This is a genomic window from Microbacterium sp. NPDC058389 (genome assembly GCF_042722305.1).
GTDB lineage: Bacteria > Actinomycetota > Actinomycetes > Actinomycetales > Microbacteriaceae > Microbacterium.
Map to the genome: position 1 here is coordinate 258,675 of NZ_JBHXJQ010000002.1, position 20,671 is coordinate 279,345.

Genomic DNA, 20,671 nt, shown 5'->3' on the forward strand with positions numbered 1-20,671 from the left:
ATGGATCGGTAGTCGCCTACAGCAGGCCGATCTGCGCCGTCCCATGGAACCTCTCCGACGAACCGAGAATGCTGTCCACCAACCGGTACGCATCGGTGCGGACGCTCGGCTCAACGAGGGCCAGTGCCCGGGACTTTGCCACCTCGTACCGACCGGACAGCGCGTCCTCGTATCGGCGCAGTGGCTGCGCGAACGTTGGCGAAAGAACTTGGAGAGCTCCGGTGAGGGCCTCGGAAGTGGGGGGTTCGGGCAGATCGGCGAGGTGGAGCATCAGCCATGTTCGAAGGTCGGGGGTGGAGCCGACGACTGATACCCGGGGCGCTTTGGCGTCGCGCTGCAGGTCCGCGGCCTCGTCCGGCGTGACGCCATCGAGGATCACCCAGACCTGCTGGCACTCGGATCCCATGGTGCGCTGATCCCGCGCGATCTTGGCGGCTCGTCGAATCGTCTGCTTGGGGTCGTCCGCGGGTGAGGCCTCTTCGAACAGGCCGGGGTGCTGGTCGATGCGCCTCAGCAGCCATCGCGTGTACTCGCGGTGCAGCGGCGTGGATCCAACGACGAGCACTCTGTCTTTCGGGAACTGTGTGGCGCGTGGCCTGCGCAAACGGTCAGGATTCATCGCCGCTGTCGTGATCTGCGACCGCGTCAACGAAAGCGCGCGGCTCGAGCCGGGGTACCCCGCCGTAACGGCCGTAGAGGTAGTAGCGGCTGAACACCTCGTTTGGTCGGGCCTTCAACTTGGCGAGCGGGTCCACGGTCGAGACCCCGTCTGCGTTCTTGTTGATGAACCAGATGTCTTCCCGGGATAGGACATCGAACGGAGTTGTGTTCATCATCACCGTGACATCGTGGGTCGAGAGGATGAGCTGCGCTTGCCGCGGATTGGACTCGCTGCTGGTGAACAGTCGCACAAGCTCGTTCACAAGCAACGCGTGCAGGCTCGTATCGATTTCGTCAATGATGAGCGCACCCCCGGTGTCGAGACACTTCAGGATGGGAGCGAGCAGCGCGAGGAAGTTGCGGGTACCTACCGACTCGAAGCTGAATGGAAGCGTGATCGACTTGCTGCCGGCACGGTGGGTAAGTCGAGGTGAGAGGTGTCGCTCGGGGAAGTCGATCTTGACCGCGTCGGGGGCATGGGAGCGCATTTCCGCAAAGACGGCTCGGATCTCTTCGGGTATCTCGTCTTCCTCGATCGTGACGGATTCGACGCCAAGATCGGCGATCGCGAGGAGCCGGCGCGCCCGGTCGAGCAGGCGAGGGTTCTCGCGATACGTCTCCATGGACTGCTCGAGCAGCTGTTGCATGTCGCCGTTGACCCAGGTGGCCATGCTCGATAACCGGGCGCCCAGCGGGGTCAACGTCTCGTGGTTGAGCAGCTTCACCGTCGACATCAGCAGCGCGTTGGGTCGAGTCAGATTCGCGAGCGCCTGATTCTGACCGGTGAGCGTGTCACCGAACCGCCACGTCTCGGGCGCGTCAACGTCGCGTTCGAAGAGCACCCGTACGCGACCTTTCGGCCACGACCGTAGCCACTCCTTCAAGATGCGATCCGCGTCGTAGCGGAATCCGTACTCGTAGCGGACGTCGTCGACGAGGACAGTGATCTCGAACTCGGTCCACGGGTGCTGCTTCGATCCGAGCAGGAACGGTTCGAAGGGGAGACCCGCTTCTGCATCCGCCGCCGACTGCGAGAGCATCCGGAACATGAGGCGCAGACCGCGCAGGAGGTTCGATTTTCCGGACGCGTTGGAGCCAAGCAGCGCCACCGCGGGGGCCACCGTGGGGTAGGGAAACTTCCGGTCGGCGTTCTTCGGAGAGCGCGTCAGCACAAGGTGGGAGGGGTCGCGGAACGACCGGTAATTTTCGAGCTGGAAAGCTAGCAGCATTTGATCTCCACGCCCCCACACTAGCTGTTTAAACGGGCAGTTCTGACAGATTCCTGCGAAAACGGCGCCTAAACCGGCATCAAGTTCCGGTTTCAGGTGTCCGATGCGCTATCCTGAGAACGCGAAGACCCCGAACACCGGTGAGGGGTCCTCGTAGGTGGCTCGGGGTCGCGCAGTTTCTTTAGGCGGAAACAAGTTGACTCTAACGCTCCCGATGGGCGTTGCGAAACCGCAGTTTCGTGAACCACCTCCTCAAGACCCGAGCGGCAAGACAACCCGGAGACGCACGCGCGTGCTCTCTTCTTGCCCTCTTTCTGCTCGTCGACGCTCGTCGAGCAGCTCACCGGTCTATCCATACGGAGGTTCACATATCCATGCTTGAGCTCGACTTTCTCCCCGTTGAGAACGAAGACGGCGACAGTACGCGCAGCGGCGACGCCATCGCTGCGCGGTTCACCCACCCGACCGAGAACCGCCAGGTCGTGATCGCCGTCGACGCCGGCTTCACCGACGTGGGCGACCAGCTCGCGGACCACATCAAGAAGTTCTACGGCACCTCGCACATCGACCTGGTGATCTCGACGCACCCCGACACCGACCACCTGAACGGCATCAAGACCCTGCTCGAAGCCTGCACGGTGGGGGAGCTGATGATCCACCTTCCGTGGAAGCACAACTCGCGGGCTCACGAGATCGGCAACTACGACCGCATCGTGGAGGTCGTCAACCTCGCCGTCTCGAAGAGTGTGACCGTCACCGAGCCGTTCGCCGGCACCGACCGCTTCGGCGGCGCCGTCACGATCCTTGGCCCCGCCCTTCCGTACTACGAAAGCATGCTGGACGAGGCGGTGGCCGATGCCGCCGGCACCAGTTCCGCGTCGCTGTCGGCGGGAGGTTTCGGCCACGCCCTGCTGACCAAGGGCGCCAAGGTCCTCGAGCGGGTGCGCGCGGCATACCCGTTCGAGACGCTCGACAACATCGACGACACCGGGGCTCGCAACAACATGTCGGTGATCACGCTCCTCCGGGTCGCTGGCGAGCGGATTCTGCTGACCGGTGACGCCGGTATCGGAGCCCTCGACCAGGCCATCGACGCGTACGAGATCGTGATGGGCGGGCGCATCTCGACGTATCCGCTGGACCTGCTTCAGGCGCCGCACCACGGCAGCCGGCACAACCTCGGACCGGCGATCCTCGACCGTATCCTCGGCACGAAGGGCCACCCTCACAACCCGAACGCCTCGGCGCTCATCAGCAGCGCGAAGAACTCGGAGAAGCACCCGTCGCCGCGCGTCACGAACGCGCTGGGCCGCCGCGGCGCGTCTGTGTACGTGACCGAAGGTCGCACCATCTGCCACTCGTCCGGCATCTCGCGTGCCGGCTGGGGGCCGATGGACCCGGTCGGCCCGCTCGAGGAAGAGTGATCTCCTGGTTCGGCCGCGGGTACGTGCTCCGTGCACGTACCCAGCCGGCCCTCCTGGTCGCACTCCCGTTCATCGCGTTCCTCCTCTACATGCTCGGAGAACCGAAGGTCGCGATCGTCGTCCCCGCGCTGTCGGTTCTCGGGGTGATCGCCTTCTCGGCCGAGATCGTCCGGGGGCGTGGTCGGCGATTGGAGGAGCGACTCGTGAAGGAGTGGGGTGGACTGCCGACCACCAAGATGCTCCGGTCGTCGGAAGGGGCCTCGGCGGTCCGTCGACGGCGTGAACTCGAGACGTTCACCGGGCTGACCCTCCCGACCGAGCGCGAGGAGGAGCTGGACCCGGCCGCAGCCGATCGCGAGTACGTCGCCGTCGTGAAGGTCGCGATCGCACGGATTGGACGAGGCACGCTGCTGCAGTCTGAGAACATCGGATACGGGTTCCGTCGCAACATGCTCGCGTGGAAGCCCGTGGAGTTCTGGATCGTGGCGGTCGCGGCACTTCTCAACGGTGCAGTCGGTCTGTGGCTGCACTTCCCGATGGCCACCTACGGAGTATGGGCCGTACAGGCGGTTCTCCTGGTCTGCTGGATTGCGTTCGTCAACGCGGCGTGGGTCCGCGACCAGGCCGAGGCCTACGCGACCGAGTTCTTCACGGAAGTGTCGGCTGCCGTCGCCAGCAACGCGAAGGTCTAGTACTCCCTGCGGCGACAGGCGGTCGTGCGGCCCATGCACACGACCGTCTGTCACCGCCGGCGCGTGACCCCCGATCCTCGCGGCTACGCTTTAGCGCCTTGACATTACTGATCAGGTCGGACAAACATGGTCGGAACGGGTGAGACTGAGGAGCCACATGAGTGTGCTCGAGACAGCGGCCACGTTCGCCCTTCCGGACACCCAGGTGTGGATGGTCGGAGACTGGCACGGCAACACCGGCTGGCTGCAGACGTTGCTGCCGGCGATGCGGCAACACGACCCATCGATAGCCACCATCCTGCAGTTGGGCGACTTCGGCTTCGATATCACGGCCCCCGGCTTGGCGGCGGTCGACTACTGGGCGGGGCGGGCCGGCATCCATCGGATTCTGGTCACCCTGGGTAACCATGAGCCTTGGGGCAAGATCGCCACGGCACAAGCGGAGGCCCGCGGCAAGGCGATACGCGTCAGCGAGGTGGTGTGGCTATTGCCTCGGCCGTTCCGCTTCATGCTCGGTGGCCGCGAAGTGTTGAGCCTGGGCGGCGCGGCGTCGGTCGACAAGCGATGGCGCACCCCTGGCAAGGACTGGTTCGAGGACGAGCTCATCACCGACGAGATGGTGGACCAAGCCATCGCGGGTGGCTCCGCTCATGTGATGCTGACACACGAGCCCGGGAGCACCGTGGTACCCGAAGTCGAGAGCGTTCTAGTTCGCAACCTTCACGGCTTCCCGGAGGACGCGCTGGTCGAGTCGGCTGCGTCGCGTAGGCGCGTTGAACGAGTCTGGGAGGCGGTCCAGCCGCGGCTGCTCATGCACGGGCACATGCACGTGTACGGCGACCGCGTCTTCGCCGATGGGCGGAAGATCATTTCGCTGAACAGGGATGTGATGGCCGGGAACGCCGGTGTCCTTGACATGGAGACGCTGAGCTTCGAGCCGCTCCCACTCGTCTCGATCCGTGGCTGGTCGTGATCCCATGACGGATGTTGACGATGGGCGCGGCCGCGAAATCGCGCTGCGGATCGGAGAAGCGGTGCGCAACGCGCGTCGCGTGCTCGACGCGCTGGATGACACCCCGTCCAACCAGTTCGACTACGCGCACTACTGGCACGGCTACAACAATCTCGACAGTGTGCTGCGCGAACTGCTCGAGGCGTGCGAGGCGGTCAACTGGGAGCGAACGGCGGAGCATTTCGCGCGGCACCACCGGGAGGGGCTGGACGGGCATCGGTGAGGCGGGTTGTCCCCACGCGCAGTAGCCCTCACGTCACCCGTGGGGCCCCCGCGGCGAACGGGGCGGGGGTCAGAGACAGCCGTGTCGACATTGCTCGCGGCCGTCGACGAGATGAGCCGGGAGTCGGTGGCACTCGGCTGCGTCGCAGATCCTCGTTCGGCCGGAGCATCGCGCACGCACCAGCGTCGCGCGCGAGCTCGGTGATGGCCGGTCTGTTGTTCGGTGACAGTGCGTCCGAACCCGCCGTTGAGGGGCGCGCGACCCTAGCGCGCGACCTGCTCGGTCGAGTAGAGGGCCGCGAGTTCACTCTCCGTCGGTGCACCTTCCCAATCGCCGCTGACCGTGCATGCGAACGCGCCTGTGGCGACGGCTGTGTCAAGGCGTTCGGAGGGCTCCGCGCCTTGAAGCGTACGTGCGAGGTATCCGCCCACGAACGCGTCGCCGGCGCCGACCGTGTCCACGGCGTTGACGGGTACCGCAGGAACCTCGTGGATCTCACCGTCGATGCTTGCGACGCACCCGGCGTCGCCGAGCTTCACGATGGCCTGGCTAGCGCCCAGGTCGGCTAGAGCGAGTACCGCTGAATGGGCATCCGTCGCGTCGGGTGCCACGATCGATGCCTCGTCCTCCGATGCGAAGATGATGCTCGCCTGGCGTGCGATCTCCCGGTACAGGGCGACAACGTCGATCCCTCCCGCTAGGCGCTGCCGGTGGTTGATGTCGAAGGAGACCGGTACCCCGGACTCCCGTGCAATCCGCACGGCGTGCAAGGTTGCTTCCCGCGCCTGCGGTGAGAGTAGCGGGGTGATGCCTGTCACGTGCAGCAGCCCACTGGCTGCGACGAGCTCATCTGGGATGTCGGCCTTGCTCAGCCGACTGCCTGCACTGCCATCTCGGTAATACCAGACGTTGGTCGCGACTGAACTGCGGCGCTCCTTGATCATGAGGCCTGTGGAAGAGTCGGGATCAATGATCGCGTGGACGTTGACACCTTCGCCGCGCAGCGTCCGCTCAACCCGATCGCCGAGACTGTCTGCTCCTCGTCGACCGATCCAGTGCGCGTCAACACCGAGTCGGCTCACCGTGACGGCGACGTTACTCTCCGCACCACCGAGCCCCACGCGCGCCTGACCTGCATACGCGAGCGGGTCGGTCGTGGAGAACAGAGCCATCGTCTCGCCGAACGTGAGGAGGAACCTGCTGTTCGTCATAGCTGCGGGGATCCCGGGTGCGCCGCAGTTACCGCGCGAGCCGCGCGGGCAGCTATCTCATCGAACTCGCCACGATCAATCAGATCGCGCGGTGCAACCCAGCCAGTCCCGATCGCGACGACACCGGGTGTGTGACCGTACTCGCTCACGTTGTCCACCGCGATGCCCCCGCTGGGGAAGAACTCCAGTCGAGGGAAGGGACCGCGTAGCGCGGCGAGGAACTTCGTCCCGCCGAGCAAGGAGACAGGAAAGACCTTTACCGTGGTCAAACCGTCAGAAAGCGCTCGCTGGGCTTCGGTCGGTGTCGCGATACCTGGAAACACCGGCATTCCTGTGGCCTGACACCATTGCACGACGTCCTCGGCATACCCCGGAGACACCACGAATGCTGCGCCAGCGTCGGCGGCGCGCTGCGCGTCGGTGATCGTGAGAACGGACCCGGCGCCCACTGCCAGTCGACCATCCTGTGCGATTCGCGCCAATGTGGGAAGGCCGGCGCTGGTGCGAAGTGTCACCTCAACCCGGCGGATCCCACCGGCAGACAGCGCGTCCACCAGCGGGACCGCCGCGGCGGCATCGTCGATCTCGATGACGGGGACGATGTTGGGTGCTGGAACGATTGGCTGCTCATTCATCGTCGGAGTTCGTCCCTCCGATTCGCTGGGCACGCTCGATTGCCTCGAGGAAGTAGTAGTCGCCCCACATGTTGCTCTCCTGGACCCCGAGACCGTTGGCGCGGTGATACGTCGAGCGCCTGATGAGGCCGTCCCATGCGGGGTCGTCGACGGATAGGAAGGGAGGTGCGCTCAGCCTCGCCAAGAGCCGCAGGCCGGCATCTGCGTAACGGTCGGCTCGTTCGAGGTCCAGTTCCGCCAGCTGCAGGAGACCAGCGCACATGATGGCAGCACCCGAAGCTTCGAACGGGAACTCCGGGGTCGGCTCGCTCCAGTCGTTGGGGGTGACCGGCTCGTCGATGGCGTGAGCAAGGTAGGTGTCGGCGAGGGCCCGTGCCGTTGTCAGGAACTCGAGCTCACCGGTCCGGTGGAAGCACGACCCAAACCCATACAGCGCCCATGCGTGCCCGCGGACCCAACTTGAGTCAGCGCGATACCCCTGGTGCGTGGCTGCGCGGAGGAACTCGCCGGAGTCGGGGTTGAACCATCCTTCGTGGACGGTGGTGGCATCGCCCCGCACCAGGAACCGGCGGCTTGTGCGCGCGTGCGCGTTGGCAACGTCGACCAGTCGCTGCTCGCCCGCGAGCTCGCCAGCCTGGTAGAGCAGGTCGAGGTTCATCATGATGTCGATGAACGTGCTGCCCGGATTGACCCACGTGCGGATGTACCCGCCCTGCTCGTTGAAGTTCGAGGCGTGGGTGCGGGCGGCCGTAACGAGAACGTCGGCGGTGCGGTCAGTCGGGTCCACGAGGTGGCGGCGCCCCCAACTGGGGGTGAAGAGGAACCCGAGGTCGTGAGTGCCGCGGTCGGTCTTGCGCGGCTCGACGATGTCGCAGTACCGCTCGGCGCGCTCGCGCCACACGGAGTCTCCCGTGGCGTCCGCAAGGATCCACAGCTGCCCGGTGAGGAACCCGCCCGTCCACGCCGGCGCCCACGCATCCTCGGCGATGTGCCACCGTCCGTCTGCTGTGAACACGGGGATCTTGCCGGGGTGCGTCGTCACCAATCGATCCAGCCGATCGGCGGCGATCTCGATCACGGTACGCGCGTCGACGGCGGTCGTCGTGTCTGCCGTAAGCGGGGAGGTCATCATCGGTCCTCTCTGAAGGGAGCGCCGGGAACAGGCGTCGCCACGCTACAGAGCGGGTCCCACACCTGCAATAGTCAGGAGCTAAAAGAGTTATCTTCTGCCTAACCCGCACACTTCGATCGCGGTACGATTGTTGGGGCAGATCTCGATGATGGCGCCCGTTAGCTTTCTGCTAACAGGTTTTGCCAGAGGCTATTGATTACGAAATACGCGCTCTTCTACGGTGTCGTAGCGAACCGGCAACACTGCCGACAACCCGACATTCGCGCCCCTCGGCGCCCCAAAGGAGTGGACAAAGATGACCTCCACAGCAACCTCGACGACCTCGAGCACGCTGATCAGGCGCGTGACGAGCGCCTCCGTGATCGGCAGCGTGGTCGAGTGGTACGACTTCTACTTGTACGGAACGGCGGCGGCCCTGGTCTTCAACCGCCTGTTCTTTCCCACCTTCGACCCGCTGACCGGGACGCTGCTCGCATTCGGTACGTACGCGACGGGCTTCCTCGTGCGGCCGATCGGAGGCGTGATCTTCGGACACCTCGGCGACCGGATTGGTCGCAAGAAGGTCCTCGTGTTCACCCTGATTCTGATGGGCACGGCCACCACGCTGATGGGCGTACTGCCCACCTACGCGGCGGTCGGGGTGCTCGCGCCGATCCTCCTGCTCGCCTTGCGCATGATTCAGGGAGCAGCCGCCGGCGCGGAGTACACCGGAGCCATCGTGCTCGTCGGCGAGTTCGCTCCAAAGCCGCGACGAGGATTGCTGTCGAGTCTTCCCGGCGCCGGCATCTCCATCGGCATCGTGCTTGCCGCATCGGTTTTCGCCCTGTTCTCAATGCTGCCGCCTGAGCAGTTCGATGCCTGGGGTTGGCGAGTGCCGTTCCTGCTGAGCGCCATCGTGGTCATCGTCGGTCTCGTGATCCGCCTGCGCGTGCCGGAGACGCCGGAGTTCGAGAAGCTCGTGGCGGCGCAGAAGGACAGCCAGAGCCCGATCAAGACGCTGTTCAAGACGCAGCCGAAGGAGTTCTTCCTCGCTCTGGGTATTCGTATCGCAGAGAACGGTTCGGCCTACCTGCTTCAGGTGTTCGTGCTCACATACCTCGTGACGCAGGTTGGTTTCACCAGCACCGTTGGTCTGGTGGGCACGCTCATCGGTGCGGGCCTGTGTATCGTCCTGATCCCCGTCTACGGCGCGCTGGCTGACCGCATCGGCTCACGCTACGTGTACCTCGGTGGAGCGATCATCTTCGTCGCCATTGCTTTCCCCTACTTCCTCCTGCTGGATACCGGGAACCCTGTCGTGGCGGCGGCGACGATCGCATTGTCGATCGCGCTCGCATACGGACCGATGTGCGCCGCGCAGCCGACACTGTTCATTGACATGTTCGACACGCGCGTGCGGTTCTCTGGAATCTCACTGGCTCGGGAGTTCTCCGCACCTCTTGCCGGCGGTGTCGCCCCGCTGATCGCCATCGCACTTCTCCAGGTGACGGGGGGTGCGCCATGGCTGGTCGCAACCTATATCGCCGTCCTCGGCTTGGTCACGGTGGTCTGCCTCCTGCTGCTGCCCAAGCGATTCGGACGGAAGACGGTTGGCGCCGTCGAAGCGGAGCAGAAGCAGCCGGTTTCACTGGCTGCGTGAGCCCGCATTGGGCGCGGGGTGGGGGCACGGCCCCCGCCCCGCGCCTGTTTGTGTGACTCAGTTTGAGTTGGCGATCGCGGCCCCCAGCCTTGACGAGATCGCATCAGCCTCCGCGGACAATGCTGATACGAGCCGCCCCGCGCGGTTGGTGTTCACGCGGGCTGCCGGTCCCGCAAGAGTGAGGGCAGCGATCACACGGTTGGTGTAGTCGCGGATCGGGACCCCGATGCTGCTCATGCCCAGCTCTTGCTCCTGCCAGCACGCGGCGAATCCCTGCTCGCGCACCCGCGCTAGCTCGGCGCGCAGCGCGAAGGGGTCTGTGATTGTGTTCGTGGTGAACGCGCGCAGCGGGCCAGCAAGGATCTCCTCGATGAAATCATCCAGAGCGAACGCCAGCAGCACTTTTCCGGACGCGTTCGCATGCAGTGATGAGCGTCTGCCGGTGTTGGCGACAAGCTCAAAACTCTCGGAGGACTGCCCGCGGTCCAGGTAGATCACGGAGTGGCCGTCCCGGATGCTCAACAACACCGCCTCCCCTGTTTGCTCGGCGAGGTGGTCGAGGTGGAATCGCGCAACCCGAGCCAGATCCGTGGATCTCACAACGGCGCTCCCGAACTCCCACAAACCCCAGCCGAGTTCGTACAGGTTGTCGGGGCGCCTCACGATGACGCCTTCCAGCATGAGCGTACGCAGCAGGTGGTAGGTCGCCGGCTTGCTGGTTTCGATCGCCCTTGCAAGGTCGCTCAAACTCATGGGCCGGTTGTTGCGGGCGATCACGCGCAGCAGCCGGAACGCTCGGCCCACCGACTGCACCACGCGGACGTTCGAGTCTCCGACCGGGGGAGACTCAGGGTTCTCTAGGTCGCGCACGTAAGTCCTTAGCTTCTCGTTAACAGCATTTCCCTGACGCTATTGAGTATGCAGTGGAGGGCGCCTTAGCCTCAAGGCCTGGAGGATCGACGATGACCGCGCAATCACTGGTGAACTTGGAGCGCCGCCCGAACGGCGTTGCCGTGCTCACTTTGTCCAACCCGCCCCTCAATCTCAACACGCTCGGATCCATTCGACAGATCAACGAGCACTGCCGCGCCCTGGCCGCAGACGGCTCGGTGCGTGTGGTTGTCGTGACCGGCGACGGCGACCGGGCATTCTGCGCCGGAAGCGATATCAACGAGTTCGCGAGCGTGCGCAACGATGTGGTCTCGAAGAAGCTCGCCGCCGAGAACCGAGCGTTCACGGCGATCGAGGAGTTGCCCCAGCCGGTGATCGCCGCCCTCAACGGTGTGACGCTCGGCGGTGGCGCAGAGATCGCGCTGGCCTGCGACCTGCGCATCATCGACGAGACCGCTCGCATCGGCTTTCCCGAGGTGAAACTGGGCGTGTTCCCCGGCAGCGGTGGCGTCTTCCGGCTGCCCCGTGTCGTGGGAGAAGGCGCCGCCCGCCGGCTGCTGTTCACGGGGCAGATGATCGATGCGTCCGAGGCGTTCAGAATTCAGCTCGTCGATGAGATTGCGCCTGCCGGCAAGTCGGTTGAGCGGGCGCTTGAGCTCGCAGCCGAACTCGCCAACGGGCCGTCGCTGGCGCTCGCGTTGATCAAGGAAGGGCTCGCCGGCGCGCGGTACGAGAACACGCGCGAAGCCACCGAGCGCACCCTCGCTGCCAGCCACCAGGTGTTCCGTGGCCCGGACATCGAGGAGGGTATTGCCGCGTTCTTCGAACGCCGCCCTCCGCAGTTCACGGCGGCTCGAAACGAGACTCCCGGAAAGGACGAAGGACGATGACGCTCCCGCTGGCAGGCGTCCGGGTGGTCAGCCTCACCCACTATCTGCAGGGTCCCGCGTGCGCGCAGATGCTCGCAGACCTCGGTGCGGACATGGTGAAGGTGGAGCGACCCGGTGGAGCTTACGAACGACACTGGTCCGGCGCGCAGTCCTATGTCGGCGATGAAAGTGTGTTCTACCTGCTTGCCGGGCGCAACCAGCGCAGCGTCGAACTGAACCTCCGTGAACCCGAGGGCGCCGACGCGCTATGGCGGCTGATCGAAGACGCCGACGTTGTGCTGGAGAACTTCCGTCCCGGGGTTCTCGACAAGCTCGGGTTTTCCTGGGATGCAATGCGCGCCAGGAACCCCCGTCTGGTCTTCTGCTCCCTCACCGGGTTCGGACCCACCGGTCCGTCCCGGCTACGACCAGGGCAGGACCTGCTGATCCAGTCCCTCAGTGGCCTGACGGGGCTCAGCGGGGGAGCCGCCAGCATCCCCACTCCCGTGGGCAGCGCCATTGTCGATCAGCATGCCGCCGCGCTCGGTGCGATGGGTGTGCTCGCAGCCCTCTTCCGCCGGGAGCACACCGGGGAGGGAGGGCGTGTGGACAGCAACCTCCTCTCGGCGGCGTTGGACCTGCAAATCGAGCCGTTCAACTATCACCTCAACGGTGCGAACCTGTACCCCCGGAGCGCGAGCGGGCTCGGAAGCCGGTTCCATCAGGCGCCGTATGGCGTGTACGAGACCTCGGACAGCTACCTGACGATCTCCCTCTCGGATGGCCAGACACTGGCCCGAGCGTTCAACGACCCCTGGCTAGCTGGCCTCTCGAAAGAAGACCAGTTCACGCAGCGGGAGGAGATCAGCGCACGCATCGCTGAGCACCTCCGTCAGGCGACGACCGCGGAATGGGAGGAACGGCTCACGCAGGCAGGCATCTGGAATGCGCCGGTGCGCGACTACGCGGACGTCGAGGCTGATCCTCAGCTCGGTGCAAACGCGAGCATCATGTCATTCGACCACCCACGCGCCGGACAGGTGCGGGTGCTCGGTCACCCGGTGCTGTACGACGGTGAACCGCTGCCGCTGCGCATCATCCCTCCCAGCGCTGGCGAGCACACCACCGAGGTCCTCGAATCCCTCGGCTACAGCGCAGACGACCTCGCGCGCATGCGTGCGGACGGGGCTATCGGACCGGACCGCGAACTGCAGCCATTCGATGCGAAGACAGAAGCACCAGCAACGGCCTACTCGAAGTCGGCGCGGACCACGGCCTGACGGGCGACCGCTTGCCGGTCGGGCCGGGCCGCACACGGACGTCTAGCGCGGGCGGATCGAGTCGCGCCGGATCAGCCGGGTTGGAAGCCGATGGACGCCGAAGTCGGAGCGAATGTTCTCGATGCGATCGATGAGCAGGTTGACCGCGAGGTCACCGATTTCGGCAGTGGGTTGATCAACCGTTGTGAGCCGCGGACTCGTGTGCGCAGCCCACGGAGGGTCGTCGAAACTGACGATGGACATGTCAGCAGGCGCGGTGAGGTTGTGCCGGCGCAGGCTGTCCAAGACTCCGAGTGCGATGATCGCGTTCGTGGTGATCACGGCAGTCGGTCTCTGCGGGAGAGCGAGCAGCGCATCCATGGCCAACGCTCCATGCTCGACCCGCAGACCGCCACGCCGCTCGAACTCGGGACGTCTAGGGACTCCCAGGCGCTCGAGGGCGGCTCGATAGCCGCGCATTCTTTCGGTTCCGCTGCGGGACACGGGCAGCTGCGCGATGTCGCCGGCATGTTCCGAGGCGGAGCGCGTGATCAATGCGATGTCTCGGTGGCCGGCATCAACGAGAGCGCGCACCGCCTCATCGGCACCCTCAAGGTTGTCCGAGATCACCGAATCGACTTCGAGGTCTTCGAGGTAGTCGTCGACGAGCACGAGCGGGACATCAAGGGCTGCGAGTTCAGCTCCTCGATCGTCGCCCAGGTGCGAAACAGGAGAGACGATAAGCCCGTCGACGCGCTTCTCCTGCAGCACTCGAAGAGCTGTCTGCTCGGCCTCGATGTTCTCGTCAGTGTTGGTCGCCAGCACGTCGTAGCCCCGTCTTCGTGCCCCGTCGATGACGGCGCGAGCAAGCCGGGAGAAGAACGGGTTCTCGATATCGCCGACGATGAGACCGAGGGAGTGGGTGCGGCCCGTGATCATGCTGCTGGCGAGCTTGTTGGGACGGTATCCGAGCCGCTCCGCGGCGGCGAGCACTACCTCTTTCGTTGCCACCCCCACCGAGCCGTAACCGCCCAGCGCGCGGGCCGCCGTCGCCGTCGAGACCCCGGCCTCGCGGGCCACCTCCGGAAGTGTCACGCTTGTCGCTTTACTCAAAGGCGGGCTCCCGCATGGTTGACCTGTTCCGCTCGTGGCATTGATGTTGCTCCCCCGGAGTGAAGACACGTGTAGGCAGCGACGGCCATCGCGAAGTGCAACCGGTCCGTCCACTCCGACGTCGCTGCCGGCCAGCCGTCGCGCACGATCGAAGCCCCGATGGCTGCGAGAGTGGCGTCTCCCGCGCCCATCGGGTCTACGACCTCGGACGCGGAGAGCTGGCTTGAAGCATACGTGGACCCGGCGGAGGTTGTGATGCTCGCTCCGCCCGCGCCGTGGGTGGCTAGAACTGCCCGCGCGCCGAGCCCAAGAATCTCTGCGGTCGCGTCGTCGAGTGAGCAGCCCCAAAGCAGGTCGGCATCGTCCGCGGAGAGCTTCACCAAATCCATCACCGGGGCGAGGGTCTCGATCTCCCGGCGGTGGGCGAGAGCATCATCGCCACCACGCCGGCGCGGGTTCGGATCGTAGAGCACACGGCCCGGCGCGTCGTCGAGCAGCGCCGCAACCCGGCCCGCATCGTCGGCGAAGCGTGCGGCACTGAGCGCCACCGTGTGGCCTTGGTTGACGAACGCGAAATGCTCATCGACGAGTTGGAGAAGCCCAGACGGATCGTCGGAGGAGAACCTGTACTCGATCCCGTCGCCGTCTCGTCGCGATTCCACCACTGCGGTTGGCCGAGTCGTGTGCGCCGAGCGCGCAAGAGCGACCCCTTCTCGCTCGAGGAACGAACGGATGGTTCGCCCGGCATCGTCGTCTTGGACCACGGCGATCAGGCTAGTGGCGATCCCCAGTCGTTGCGCGCCGACCGCGACGTTGAGTGCTGCACCACCAACTGCATCGAGACGGTCCACGCCATCGAGGATTCGGTCGATGACCGCGGAGCCGATCGACACCAGTTGGAACGACGTGCGTACGCATCCAGTCATTGCAGATTGGTGTGGTTGCGCCGGAGCACCGACTTTGCATCGGGAACCGATTCAGCCAGCAGGTGCACGACTGCGTCGAGCGCAACCAGTGCCGTGTGCTCGAAACGAGTGCCGCCAACCTGCGATTGCTTTTCAGCGGGGATCTCGACTACGACATCGGCGAGAGCCCCGATGGGACTGTCCGCATCCCTGAGAACCGCAATCACCTTTGCTCCCTCGGACGCGGCGATCCGTGCAAAGTGCTCAGTTGTGTGCGTCGTGCCGCTGCCAGAGATCGCCACCAACACATCGCCTGCCCGCACGGACGGGGCAGTGGACTCACCGGCGCTGTGCGCTCGGAATCCGAGGTGCATGAGACGCATCGCAGTCATTGCGCCGATGAGGCCTGACCGTCCCTGACCCGTAAAAGTGATGGCCCCATCGGACTCCCGAATGACGGCCGCCGCGCGCTCGAGGTCACCGACATCGACACTGCGTACCGCACTCAGCAGCTCGTCGACCACCGTGTCGAGGGCCGTCATCGCAGCGCCTCCGCAAAGGTGCTCGCCGCAGCGGCCGGATCAGCGGCCGCTGTGATGGCGCGGCCGATGACCACCACGTCTGCGTTGAGCCTGGCGGCCTCAGCGATGTTCTCCAAGTTGATGCCGCCAGCCAGCACGATGCCCAGGCGAGTGTCGATCTTCCGAGCCCGAGCGAAGGAGTCATTCGAGTGGAGGTCGCCGGCGAAGCGTGCGTCGGTCGAAGTGTGCAACGCGATGTGGGTGATTCCCGCGGGCAACGCGTCGATGGCGACCGTCAGCGGATCCGCCTCGGTGACCGTGTCAAGGACCACTCCGCGTCCTCGGTCGCCCGCAACCTCGGCCACAGTGCGAAGCGTCGCGGCGCTGGCGCAGGAGAGCGCGGTGATGTAGTCAGCGCCGGCGTCGAACAGCATCCCCGCCTCCTGCAGGCCTCCATCGACGGTCTTGCTGTCTGCGAGAACCATGGCGCGCGGTGCGAGTTCGCGGACGGTGGAGATCACCGAGAGCCCGAACCGCTTAAGGAGCGGCGTTCCCACCTCGACGATGTCGATGTCCGTCGCCACCTGTGGCAGAACGCCAAGCGCGGCGGGGAAGTCCAGGGCAAGTTGCAGGCGAGAGGTCATCGGTCTCCTTCGGTACAGACGTCGGTGCGCGGGCGATTTTCGGCAGATTGCACAACCCCGCAAACGTTGATAACGTTCTCACGACTTGAGGCCGACGTCAAACGTCGGCGCAGCAGCAACAACGAAGGAGTTAGTTGATGTCACCGCGGCAGCCCGAGGCGATGGCACAGACCTCTAGCCGACCGGAGGCCGGTTCGCGCCCCGTTTCCACGATCTGGCAGAGGAGTCTGCGACATGACTCGCAGAGCCAAAACAGCGTCAGCGGTACGCAAGATGTGCGTGGCGCGAGACGGAAGGGTGGTCGCCGTGCAAACTGATGTCCTCTCGCGACCCGAGCCGGGTGTGACGACGGTCCGACCGGCTGATGTCGGCCCGCGCCCCCGTCCCCGCCGACGCCGGATCTCACCCATCTGGTGGTTCGCCGTGCCGGCTCTGGTGCCCTACCTGTTCGTGGTCATCGTGCCCAGTGTTCAGGGCGCAGGGTTCGCGTTCACCGACTGGGACGGTCTGAACCCGGACTGGCAGTTCACTGGACTGGACAACTTTGTGAAGTTCTTCCAGGACCCCCAGGCACTGCGGGCGCTGACGAACACCCTGACCCTGGCGATCGTCATGACGATCTTCGAGAACGTGATCGGGCTGGGCCTCGCCTTGGCCTTGAACACGAGGGTGAAGAGTCGGCATGTTCTCCGCGTCATCTTCTTCATGCCGGTCGTGCTGCTGTCGATCGTCGTCGCCTTCATCTGGCAGTTCATCTACACCCCGAACGGCCCTATCAACGAGGTACTGCGCTCCATCGGCCTCGGATCGCTTGCGCAGAACTGGCTCGGCGACCCGAACATCGCCCTGTGGGCGATCGCGGTCATGGTTATCTGGCAGTTCTCCGGTTACTCGATGGTGATCTTCCTCGCCGGTTTGCAGGGTGTGCCGGCGGAGCAACTGGAAGCGGCGAGCCTGGATGGCGCGAACGCGTGGCAGCGGTTCTGGCATGTGGTTCGCCCGCTACTGGCGCCGGCGATCACTGTAAATCTGATGCTCTCGCTCATCCGAGGCCTCATGATCTTCGATCAGATCTGGGTGACCACGCAGGGCGGGCCGGCGTCTTCCACCAACTCGCTGTCGACTCTGGTGTACCGAAACGCGTTCCAGTACGGCGAGTTCGGTTACAGCGCAGCAATGGCCGTCGTATTGACCTTCTTCGTCGCCGTGCTCGGCGTGATCCAGTACCGCTTCCTGCTCCGGGGTGAGAAGAAATGAACCGCTACACCTGGCGTACCGGCACCCTTGAGGGCGTCCTCTGCGTAGCTGCACTGCTATTCCTGTTCCCGGTCTACATCCTCGTGAACATGGCGTTCCGCGACCCCAGCGACCTCAAGTCGCCGATCTCGCCCACGCTGGAGCCGACATGGCGCAACTTCGTCGAGGCGTGGGCACAGGCCGGGCTTGGTGGGGCCATCGTCAACAGCATCATCGTGACCGTGATCAGCGTCACCCTGCTGGTGGTGCTGGCCGCGATGGCGGCGTACCCGCTCGCGCGCATCACGGCCCGGTGGTCAAGCGCGATGTTCTACCTCTTCATGGTCGGCCTGCTGCTGCCGTTCCAGCTGGGCCTGATCCCGCTCTACCGCCTGATGCGCGAACTGGGACTGCTTGGAGGGCTCGTTCCTCTCGTCATCATCTACGTGGGGATGCGTTTGCCGTTCTCGGTGTTCCTGTACGTCCAGTTCCTGCGCCAGGTGCCCATCGACTACGAAGAGGCGGCATCCCTCGATGGCGCAAACCGCTTCCAGACGTTCTTCCGCGTCGTGTTCCCGCTGGTGCGACCCGTCACAGGCACCGTGGTGATCCTCAACGGTCTGTTCGTCTGGAACGACTTCCTGATTCCGCTGCTCTACCTAAGCGGCACAGGGAACCAAACCATCCCCGTCGCGATCTACTCCTTCGTTGGTGAGTTCTCCACCCAGTGGGAGTTGGTGTTCGCATCGCTTCTCATCGGCGCGCTGCCGGTAGTGGTCGCCTTCTTCTTCATCCAGAAGTCCCTCATTCAAGGGCTCGCCAGCGGTGTCAAGGGCTGAGCCAGCCAACCACAGCATCGATTCCTCGCATCACCCGCATCACACACAATGAAAGGAACCACCATGGCGCTTTCACGCATGCGCATGGGGCTCACGGCCGCGACGTCGCTCGCCGTAGCCGCCCTCGTCCTGAGCGGCTGCAGCACTGCACCCGCCGCAAGCGACAACACGGCAGACGGCGACGGCACCTTGCTGTCAATCTTCTGGAAGGGCTCCGAGAAGGCCGGCATCGACGCGGCGGTTGCGGCGTACAAAGAGTCGCACCCCGATGTTGAGATCGTTGTCTCGACCGCTGACGTTGAGCAGTACCAGGCCACGCTGCGCACGCAGTTGAGCGCCGGCACGGCGGCGGATGTCGTGTTCGTGTGGCCGGCCAATGGCAACCCGGCGACGATCAGCCAGATCGCTCCCGGCGGGTTCCTCGAAGACCTCACTGACCGGGACTGGGTGGAGAACTATCCTGAGGCGATCCGCGATCTCACCTCGATCGACGGCAAGGTGTACCTGATGGCACCCGCGGTCAGCTCGTTCGGTCCTTGGTACAACCAGACCGCTCTCGCTGAGGTCGGGGTTCCGGCGCCAACGCAGTGGAGCGAGGTCCTTCCGTTCTGTGAGGCCGCGCAGGACAAGGGCAAGGTCGCCTACGCAATCGGCGCCGGAACCCTCAACACCAACCAGAACCCGCTGTTCGGCCTCGTCCCCGACCTCGTTTTCAACGACACACCTGACTTCGACAAGCAACTCACAAACGGGAAGACGACGTTCTCGGAGAATGAGGGTTGGGTGACGGCGATGGACCGCTACCAGCAGATGAACGAGGCGGGCTGCTTCAATCCGGACCCTACCGGCAGCAATCAGGACGATCAGAACAAGCTCGTGGCCAGCGGGCAGGCAGTCGGGATGTTCGGAATCGGCACCCAGTTGGCGGCGCTGAAGACACTCGCTCCTGACGAGGAATTCCTCATCACTCCCTTCTCGGGCGCTGACGGCGCCAAGACCCATTTCCTTACGGCATCCAATGCCGGCGGAGCGGCTGTCAACGCGGGCGCGAAGAACAAGGACCTCGCCTTCGAGTTCGTCGACTGGCTTGCCACGCCGGAGGGGCTGGCTGCCTACAACGACGCACTGGCCGGCACGATCCCGTCGATCCCGAACCCCAGCGCGGACATGGACGAGAACCAGAAGGTGATGACCGAGTTCCTCACGGACGGGCGCACTGTGCCGTACCTCGACCAGCGGTGGCCGAATCCCCGGATCCAGCAGGCTCTGTTCTCCGCAGTGCAGGGCATGCTGGCAGGCACGATGCAGCCGGCCGATGTGCTGAAGGCGATGGACGCTGAAGTCGAGTGACTTGACCTGACCTGAACCGACGCGGGCACGGCGTGATCGCCGTGCCCGCGTCGGCGCACCCGTACGGATAGGATCCGAATATGGTCCCGACCTTCGGGTGGGCTTTGCGGCGACCGCAAGGGAGTCAGAGATGAGCGCGGAGCGGCGCGTCACCAGCGCCGATGTCGCTCGGGCATCCGGTGTCTCTCGAGCCACCGTCAGTTACGTCATCAACAACGTGCCCGGGCGCAGCATCTCCCAGGCCACCCGGGAACTTGTTCTGCGCACAGCGAAGGACCTCGGCCACGTGCCTTTCGCGCCGGCGCGGTCGCTGCGCCTGGGACACAGCAGCATCGTGCTCGCGCTGGTCCGCGATTTCACCCTCGGATATGTGTCCAGCACCGTTCTGCATCAGCTTGACGTGGCTCTCGTAGAACGGGGCTACGGTGTCGTCGTACACCGCCTCGATGAGGAGCTTCGTCCACTCCGCGAACTGCTCGGCATGGTCTCCCCGGCTCTGGTGATCACGATGGGAGGACTCTCGCTCGACGAAGAAGCTGCCCGAGCGATCGCGCCAGGAAAGCTCCTGCGGGTTCACGGCTACGTCCCGAATGCGATGGCCGGACGGATGCAGGCCGAGTATCTTGCCCAGTCCGGTCACACCCGACTGGGCTACGCGCTTCCCGCCTCAGCTTCGCTCGCATTGATAGCCGAGGAGCGACTGCAGGGTGTTCGCTCCGCATGCCTCGACCTGCACGTCACGCCCCCGCTCGTCGAAAAGATCGACCCCAACGACCCCGCCACCGTGTTCGCTGCGCTCGACTCGTTCCTCGCGCACGGGGTGACTGCCGTCGCGGCGCACAACGACGAGATCGCCCTGATGTTCACCGCTGCGCTTGTCGCGCGTGACTTGCACCCTGGCACCGACATGGCTGTCATCGGCGTCGACAACATTCCCGCGGCGCGAATCGCCTTGACGACCGTCGAAATTGACGTGCAGGGATGGGGCGCAGCGGTCGTGCAGTCAGCGCTCTCAGTGCTGGACGACGAGGAACCGGCCCCGATCGGCACCGACTTCCTGCGACTCATCCGCCGTACCACCGCCTGAAGCCAGATCCTGGCCTTTCACGAAGGCTCTCTGCCTGCGATCTTTGAGAACGTTTGCAATCTTGGGTTACTCGTGTCACAGTTACACGAGTAACTGATCT

21 protein-coding genes are annotated in these 20,671 nt (G+C 64.9%); 11 read left to right on the forward strand and 10 right to left on the reverse strand.

The annotated features are described in order from the left end of the window. Window positions 1-16: 16 nt before the first annotated feature. Together ACFWJ8_RS04045 and ACFWJ8_RS04050 are read right to left on the reverse strand one after the other, a co-directional pair. The gene (locus ACFWJ8_RS04045) at window positions 17-619 is read right to left on the reverse strand and encodes a hypothetical protein (protein ID WP_378809248.1); all 603 of its coding nucleotides are present in this window, start codon (window positions 617-619) and stop codon (window positions 17-19) included. Beyond that, entirely contained in the window at window positions 609-1,889 is a 1,281-nt protein-coding gene (locus tag ACFWJ8_RS04050; protein WP_378809251.1) for an ATP/GTP-binding protein, read from the reverse strand. Before ACFWJ8_RS04050 ends, ACFWJ8_RS04045 begins: the two co-directional genes overlap by 11 nt. 374 nt (window positions 1,890-2,263) lie before the next feature. Here ACFWJ8_RS04050 and ACFWJ8_RS04055 point away from each other — a divergent pair, with 374 nt between their 5' ends. The 4 genes from ACFWJ8_RS04055 (at window position 2,264) to ACFWJ8_RS04070 (ending at window position 5,240) form a co-directional block, all read left to right on the forward strand. Next, the gene (locus tag ACFWJ8_RS04055; RefSeq protein WP_378809254.1) at window positions 2,264-3,313 is read left to right on the forward strand and encodes a ComEC/Rec2 family competence protein; all 1,050 of its coding nucleotides are present in this window, start codon (window positions 2,264-2,266) and stop codon (window positions 3,311-3,313) included. Continuing rightward, the gene (locus tag ACFWJ8_RS04060; protein WP_378809257.1) at window positions 3,310-4,005 is read left to right on the forward strand and encodes a hypothetical protein; all 696 of its coding nucleotides are present in this window, start codon (window positions 3,310-3,312) and stop codon (window positions 4,003-4,005) included. Before ACFWJ8_RS04055 ends, ACFWJ8_RS04060 begins: the two co-directional genes overlap by 4 nt. 157 nt (window positions 4,006-4,162) lie before the next feature. Continuing rightward, complete coding sequence (locus ACFWJ8_RS04065) at window positions 4,163-4,978, forward strand: metallophosphoesterase (protein WP_378809261.1); 816 nt, start codon at window positions 4,163-4,165, stop codon at window positions 4,976-4,978. Next, window positions 4,965-5,240, forward strand: a complete 276-nt coding sequence (locus tag ACFWJ8_RS04070; RefSeq protein ID WP_378809264.1) for a hypothetical protein — start codon at window positions 4,965-4,967, stop codon at window positions 5,238-5,240. The genes ACFWJ8_RS04065 and ACFWJ8_RS04070 overlap by 14 nt, the downstream gene beginning before the upstream one ends. 263 nt (window positions 5,241-5,503) lie before the next feature. On the opposite strand, the gene ACFWJ8_RS04075 is transcribed toward ACFWJ8_RS04070, so the two are convergent. Genes ACFWJ8_RS04075 through ACFWJ8_RS04085 form a run of 3 tightly spaced genes read right to left on the reverse strand, consistent with a single transcriptional unit; the run spans window position 5,504 to window position 8,215 of the window. Beyond that, a complete protein-coding gene (locus ACFWJ8_RS04075; RefSeq protein WP_378809267.1) occupies window positions 5,504-6,451 on the reverse strand; it encodes a sugar kinase in 948 nt (315 codons plus the stop codon). Then, entirely contained in the window at window positions 6,448-7,086 is a 639-nt protein-coding gene (gene eda, locus ACFWJ8_RS04080) for a bifunctional 4-hydroxy-2-oxoglutarate aldolase/2-dehydro-3-deoxy-phosphogluconate aldolase (RefSeq protein WP_378809269.1), read from the reverse strand. Before eda ends, ACFWJ8_RS04075 begins: the two co-directional genes overlap by 4 nt. After that, window positions 7,079-8,215, reverse strand: a complete 1,137-nt coding sequence (locus tag ACFWJ8_RS04085) for a glycoside hydrolase family 88 protein (RefSeq protein WP_378809271.1) — start codon at window positions 8,213-8,215, stop codon at window positions 7,079-7,081. The genes eda and ACFWJ8_RS04085 overlap by 8 nt, the downstream gene beginning before the upstream one ends. Window positions 8,216-8,513: 298 nt before the next feature. Here ACFWJ8_RS04085 and ACFWJ8_RS04090 point away from each other — a divergent pair, with 298 nt between their 5' ends. Beyond that, the gene (locus tag ACFWJ8_RS04090) at window positions 8,514-9,857 is read left to right on the forward strand and encodes an MFS transporter (RefSeq protein ID WP_378809273.1); all 1,344 of its coding nucleotides are present in this window, start codon (window positions 8,514-8,516) and stop codon (window positions 9,855-9,857) included. A gap of 57 nt (window positions 9,858-9,914) precedes the next feature. On the opposite strand, the gene ACFWJ8_RS04095 is transcribed toward ACFWJ8_RS04090, so the two are convergent. Continuing rightward, complete coding sequence (locus ACFWJ8_RS04095) at window positions 9,915-10,673, reverse strand: IclR family transcriptional regulator (protein ID WP_378809275.1); 759 nt, start codon at window positions 10,671-10,673, stop codon at window positions 9,915-9,917. 146 nt (window positions 10,674-10,819) lie between these two features. Here ACFWJ8_RS04095 and ACFWJ8_RS04100 point away from each other — a divergent pair, with 146 nt between their 5' ends. Both ACFWJ8_RS04100 and ACFWJ8_RS04105 read left to right on the forward strand, forming a co-directional pair. Then, window positions 10,820-11,638 carry an enoyl-CoA hydratase/isomerase family protein gene (locus tag ACFWJ8_RS04100; protein ID WP_378809277.1) on the forward strand — a complete coding sequence of 273 codons (819 nt, stop codon included), beginning with the start codon at window positions 10,820-10,822 and terminating at the stop codon, window positions 11,636-11,638. Continuing rightward, on the forward strand, window positions 11,635-12,897 hold the full coding sequence (locus ACFWJ8_RS04105; protein WP_378809279.1) for a CaiB/BaiF CoA transferase family protein: 1,263 nt from the start codon (window positions 11,635-11,637) through the stop codon (window positions 12,895-12,897). The genes ACFWJ8_RS04100 and ACFWJ8_RS04105 overlap by 4 nt, the downstream gene beginning before the upstream one ends. 42 nt (window positions 12,898-12,939) lie before the next feature. Here ACFWJ8_RS04105 and ACFWJ8_RS04110 read toward each other — a convergent pair whose 3' ends face one another. The 4 genes from ACFWJ8_RS04110 to ACFWJ8_RS04125 are packed head-to-tail and all read right to left on the reverse strand — an operon-like array spanning window position 12,940 to window position 16,059. Next, window positions 12,940-13,956 (reverse strand): LacI family DNA-binding transcriptional regulator, encoded by a 1,017-nt coding sequence (locus ACFWJ8_RS04110; protein ID WP_378809281.1) that lies wholly within the window; start codon window positions 13,954-13,956, stop codon window positions 12,940-12,942. A gap of 29 nt (window positions 13,957-13,985) precedes the next feature. Beyond that, window positions 13,986-14,882 (reverse strand): carbohydrate kinase family protein, encoded by an 897-nt coding sequence (locus tag ACFWJ8_RS04115; RefSeq protein WP_378809283.1) that lies wholly within the window; start codon window positions 14,880-14,882, stop codon window positions 13,986-13,988. Window positions 14,883-14,911: 29 nt separating this feature from the next. After that, window positions 14,912-15,436 carry an SIS domain-containing protein gene (locus ACFWJ8_RS04120; RefSeq protein ID WP_378809285.1) on the reverse strand — a complete coding sequence of 175 codons (525 nt, stop codon included), beginning with the start codon at window positions 15,434-15,436 and terminating at the stop codon, window positions 14,912-14,914. Then, window positions 15,433-16,059, reverse strand: coding sequence for an orotidine 5'-phosphate decarboxylase / HUMPS family protein (locus ACFWJ8_RS04125; protein WP_378809287.1), 627 nt, complete (start codon window positions 16,057-16,059; stop codon window positions 15,433-15,435). The genes ACFWJ8_RS04120 and ACFWJ8_RS04125 overlap by 4 nt, the downstream gene beginning before the upstream one ends. Before the next feature lie 297 nt (window positions 16,060-16,356). On the opposite strand from ACFWJ8_RS04125, the gene ACFWJ8_RS04130 reads away from it, so the two are divergent. The 4 genes from ACFWJ8_RS04130 to ACFWJ8_RS04145 all read left to right on the forward strand — a co-directional run bounded on the left by ACFWJ8_RS04130 (window position 16,357) and on the right by ACFWJ8_RS04145 (window position 20,571). Next, window positions 16,357-17,316, forward strand: coding sequence for a carbohydrate ABC transporter permease (locus tag ACFWJ8_RS04130; protein WP_378809290.1), 960 nt, complete (start codon window positions 16,357-16,359; stop codon window positions 17,314-17,316). Then, complete coding sequence (locus ACFWJ8_RS04135) at window positions 17,313-18,134, forward strand: carbohydrate ABC transporter permease (RefSeq protein WP_378809293.1); 822 nt, start codon at window positions 17,313-17,315, stop codon at window positions 18,132-18,134. The genes ACFWJ8_RS04130 and ACFWJ8_RS04135 overlap by 4 nt, the downstream gene beginning before the upstream one ends. Window positions 18,135-18,197: 63 nt before the next feature. Further along, window positions 18,198-19,484, forward strand: a complete 1,287-nt coding sequence (locus ACFWJ8_RS04140) for an ABC transporter substrate-binding protein (RefSeq protein ID WP_378809295.1) — start codon at window positions 18,198-18,200, stop codon at window positions 19,482-19,484. 130 nt (window positions 19,485-19,614) lie between these two features. Then, window positions 19,615-20,571 carry a LacI family DNA-binding transcriptional regulator gene (locus tag ACFWJ8_RS04145; protein WP_378809298.1) on the forward strand — a complete coding sequence of 319 codons (957 nt, stop codon included), beginning with the start codon at window positions 19,615-19,617 and terminating at the stop codon, window positions 20,569-20,571. The last annotated feature ends 100 nt before the right edge of the window (window positions 20,572-20,671 follow it).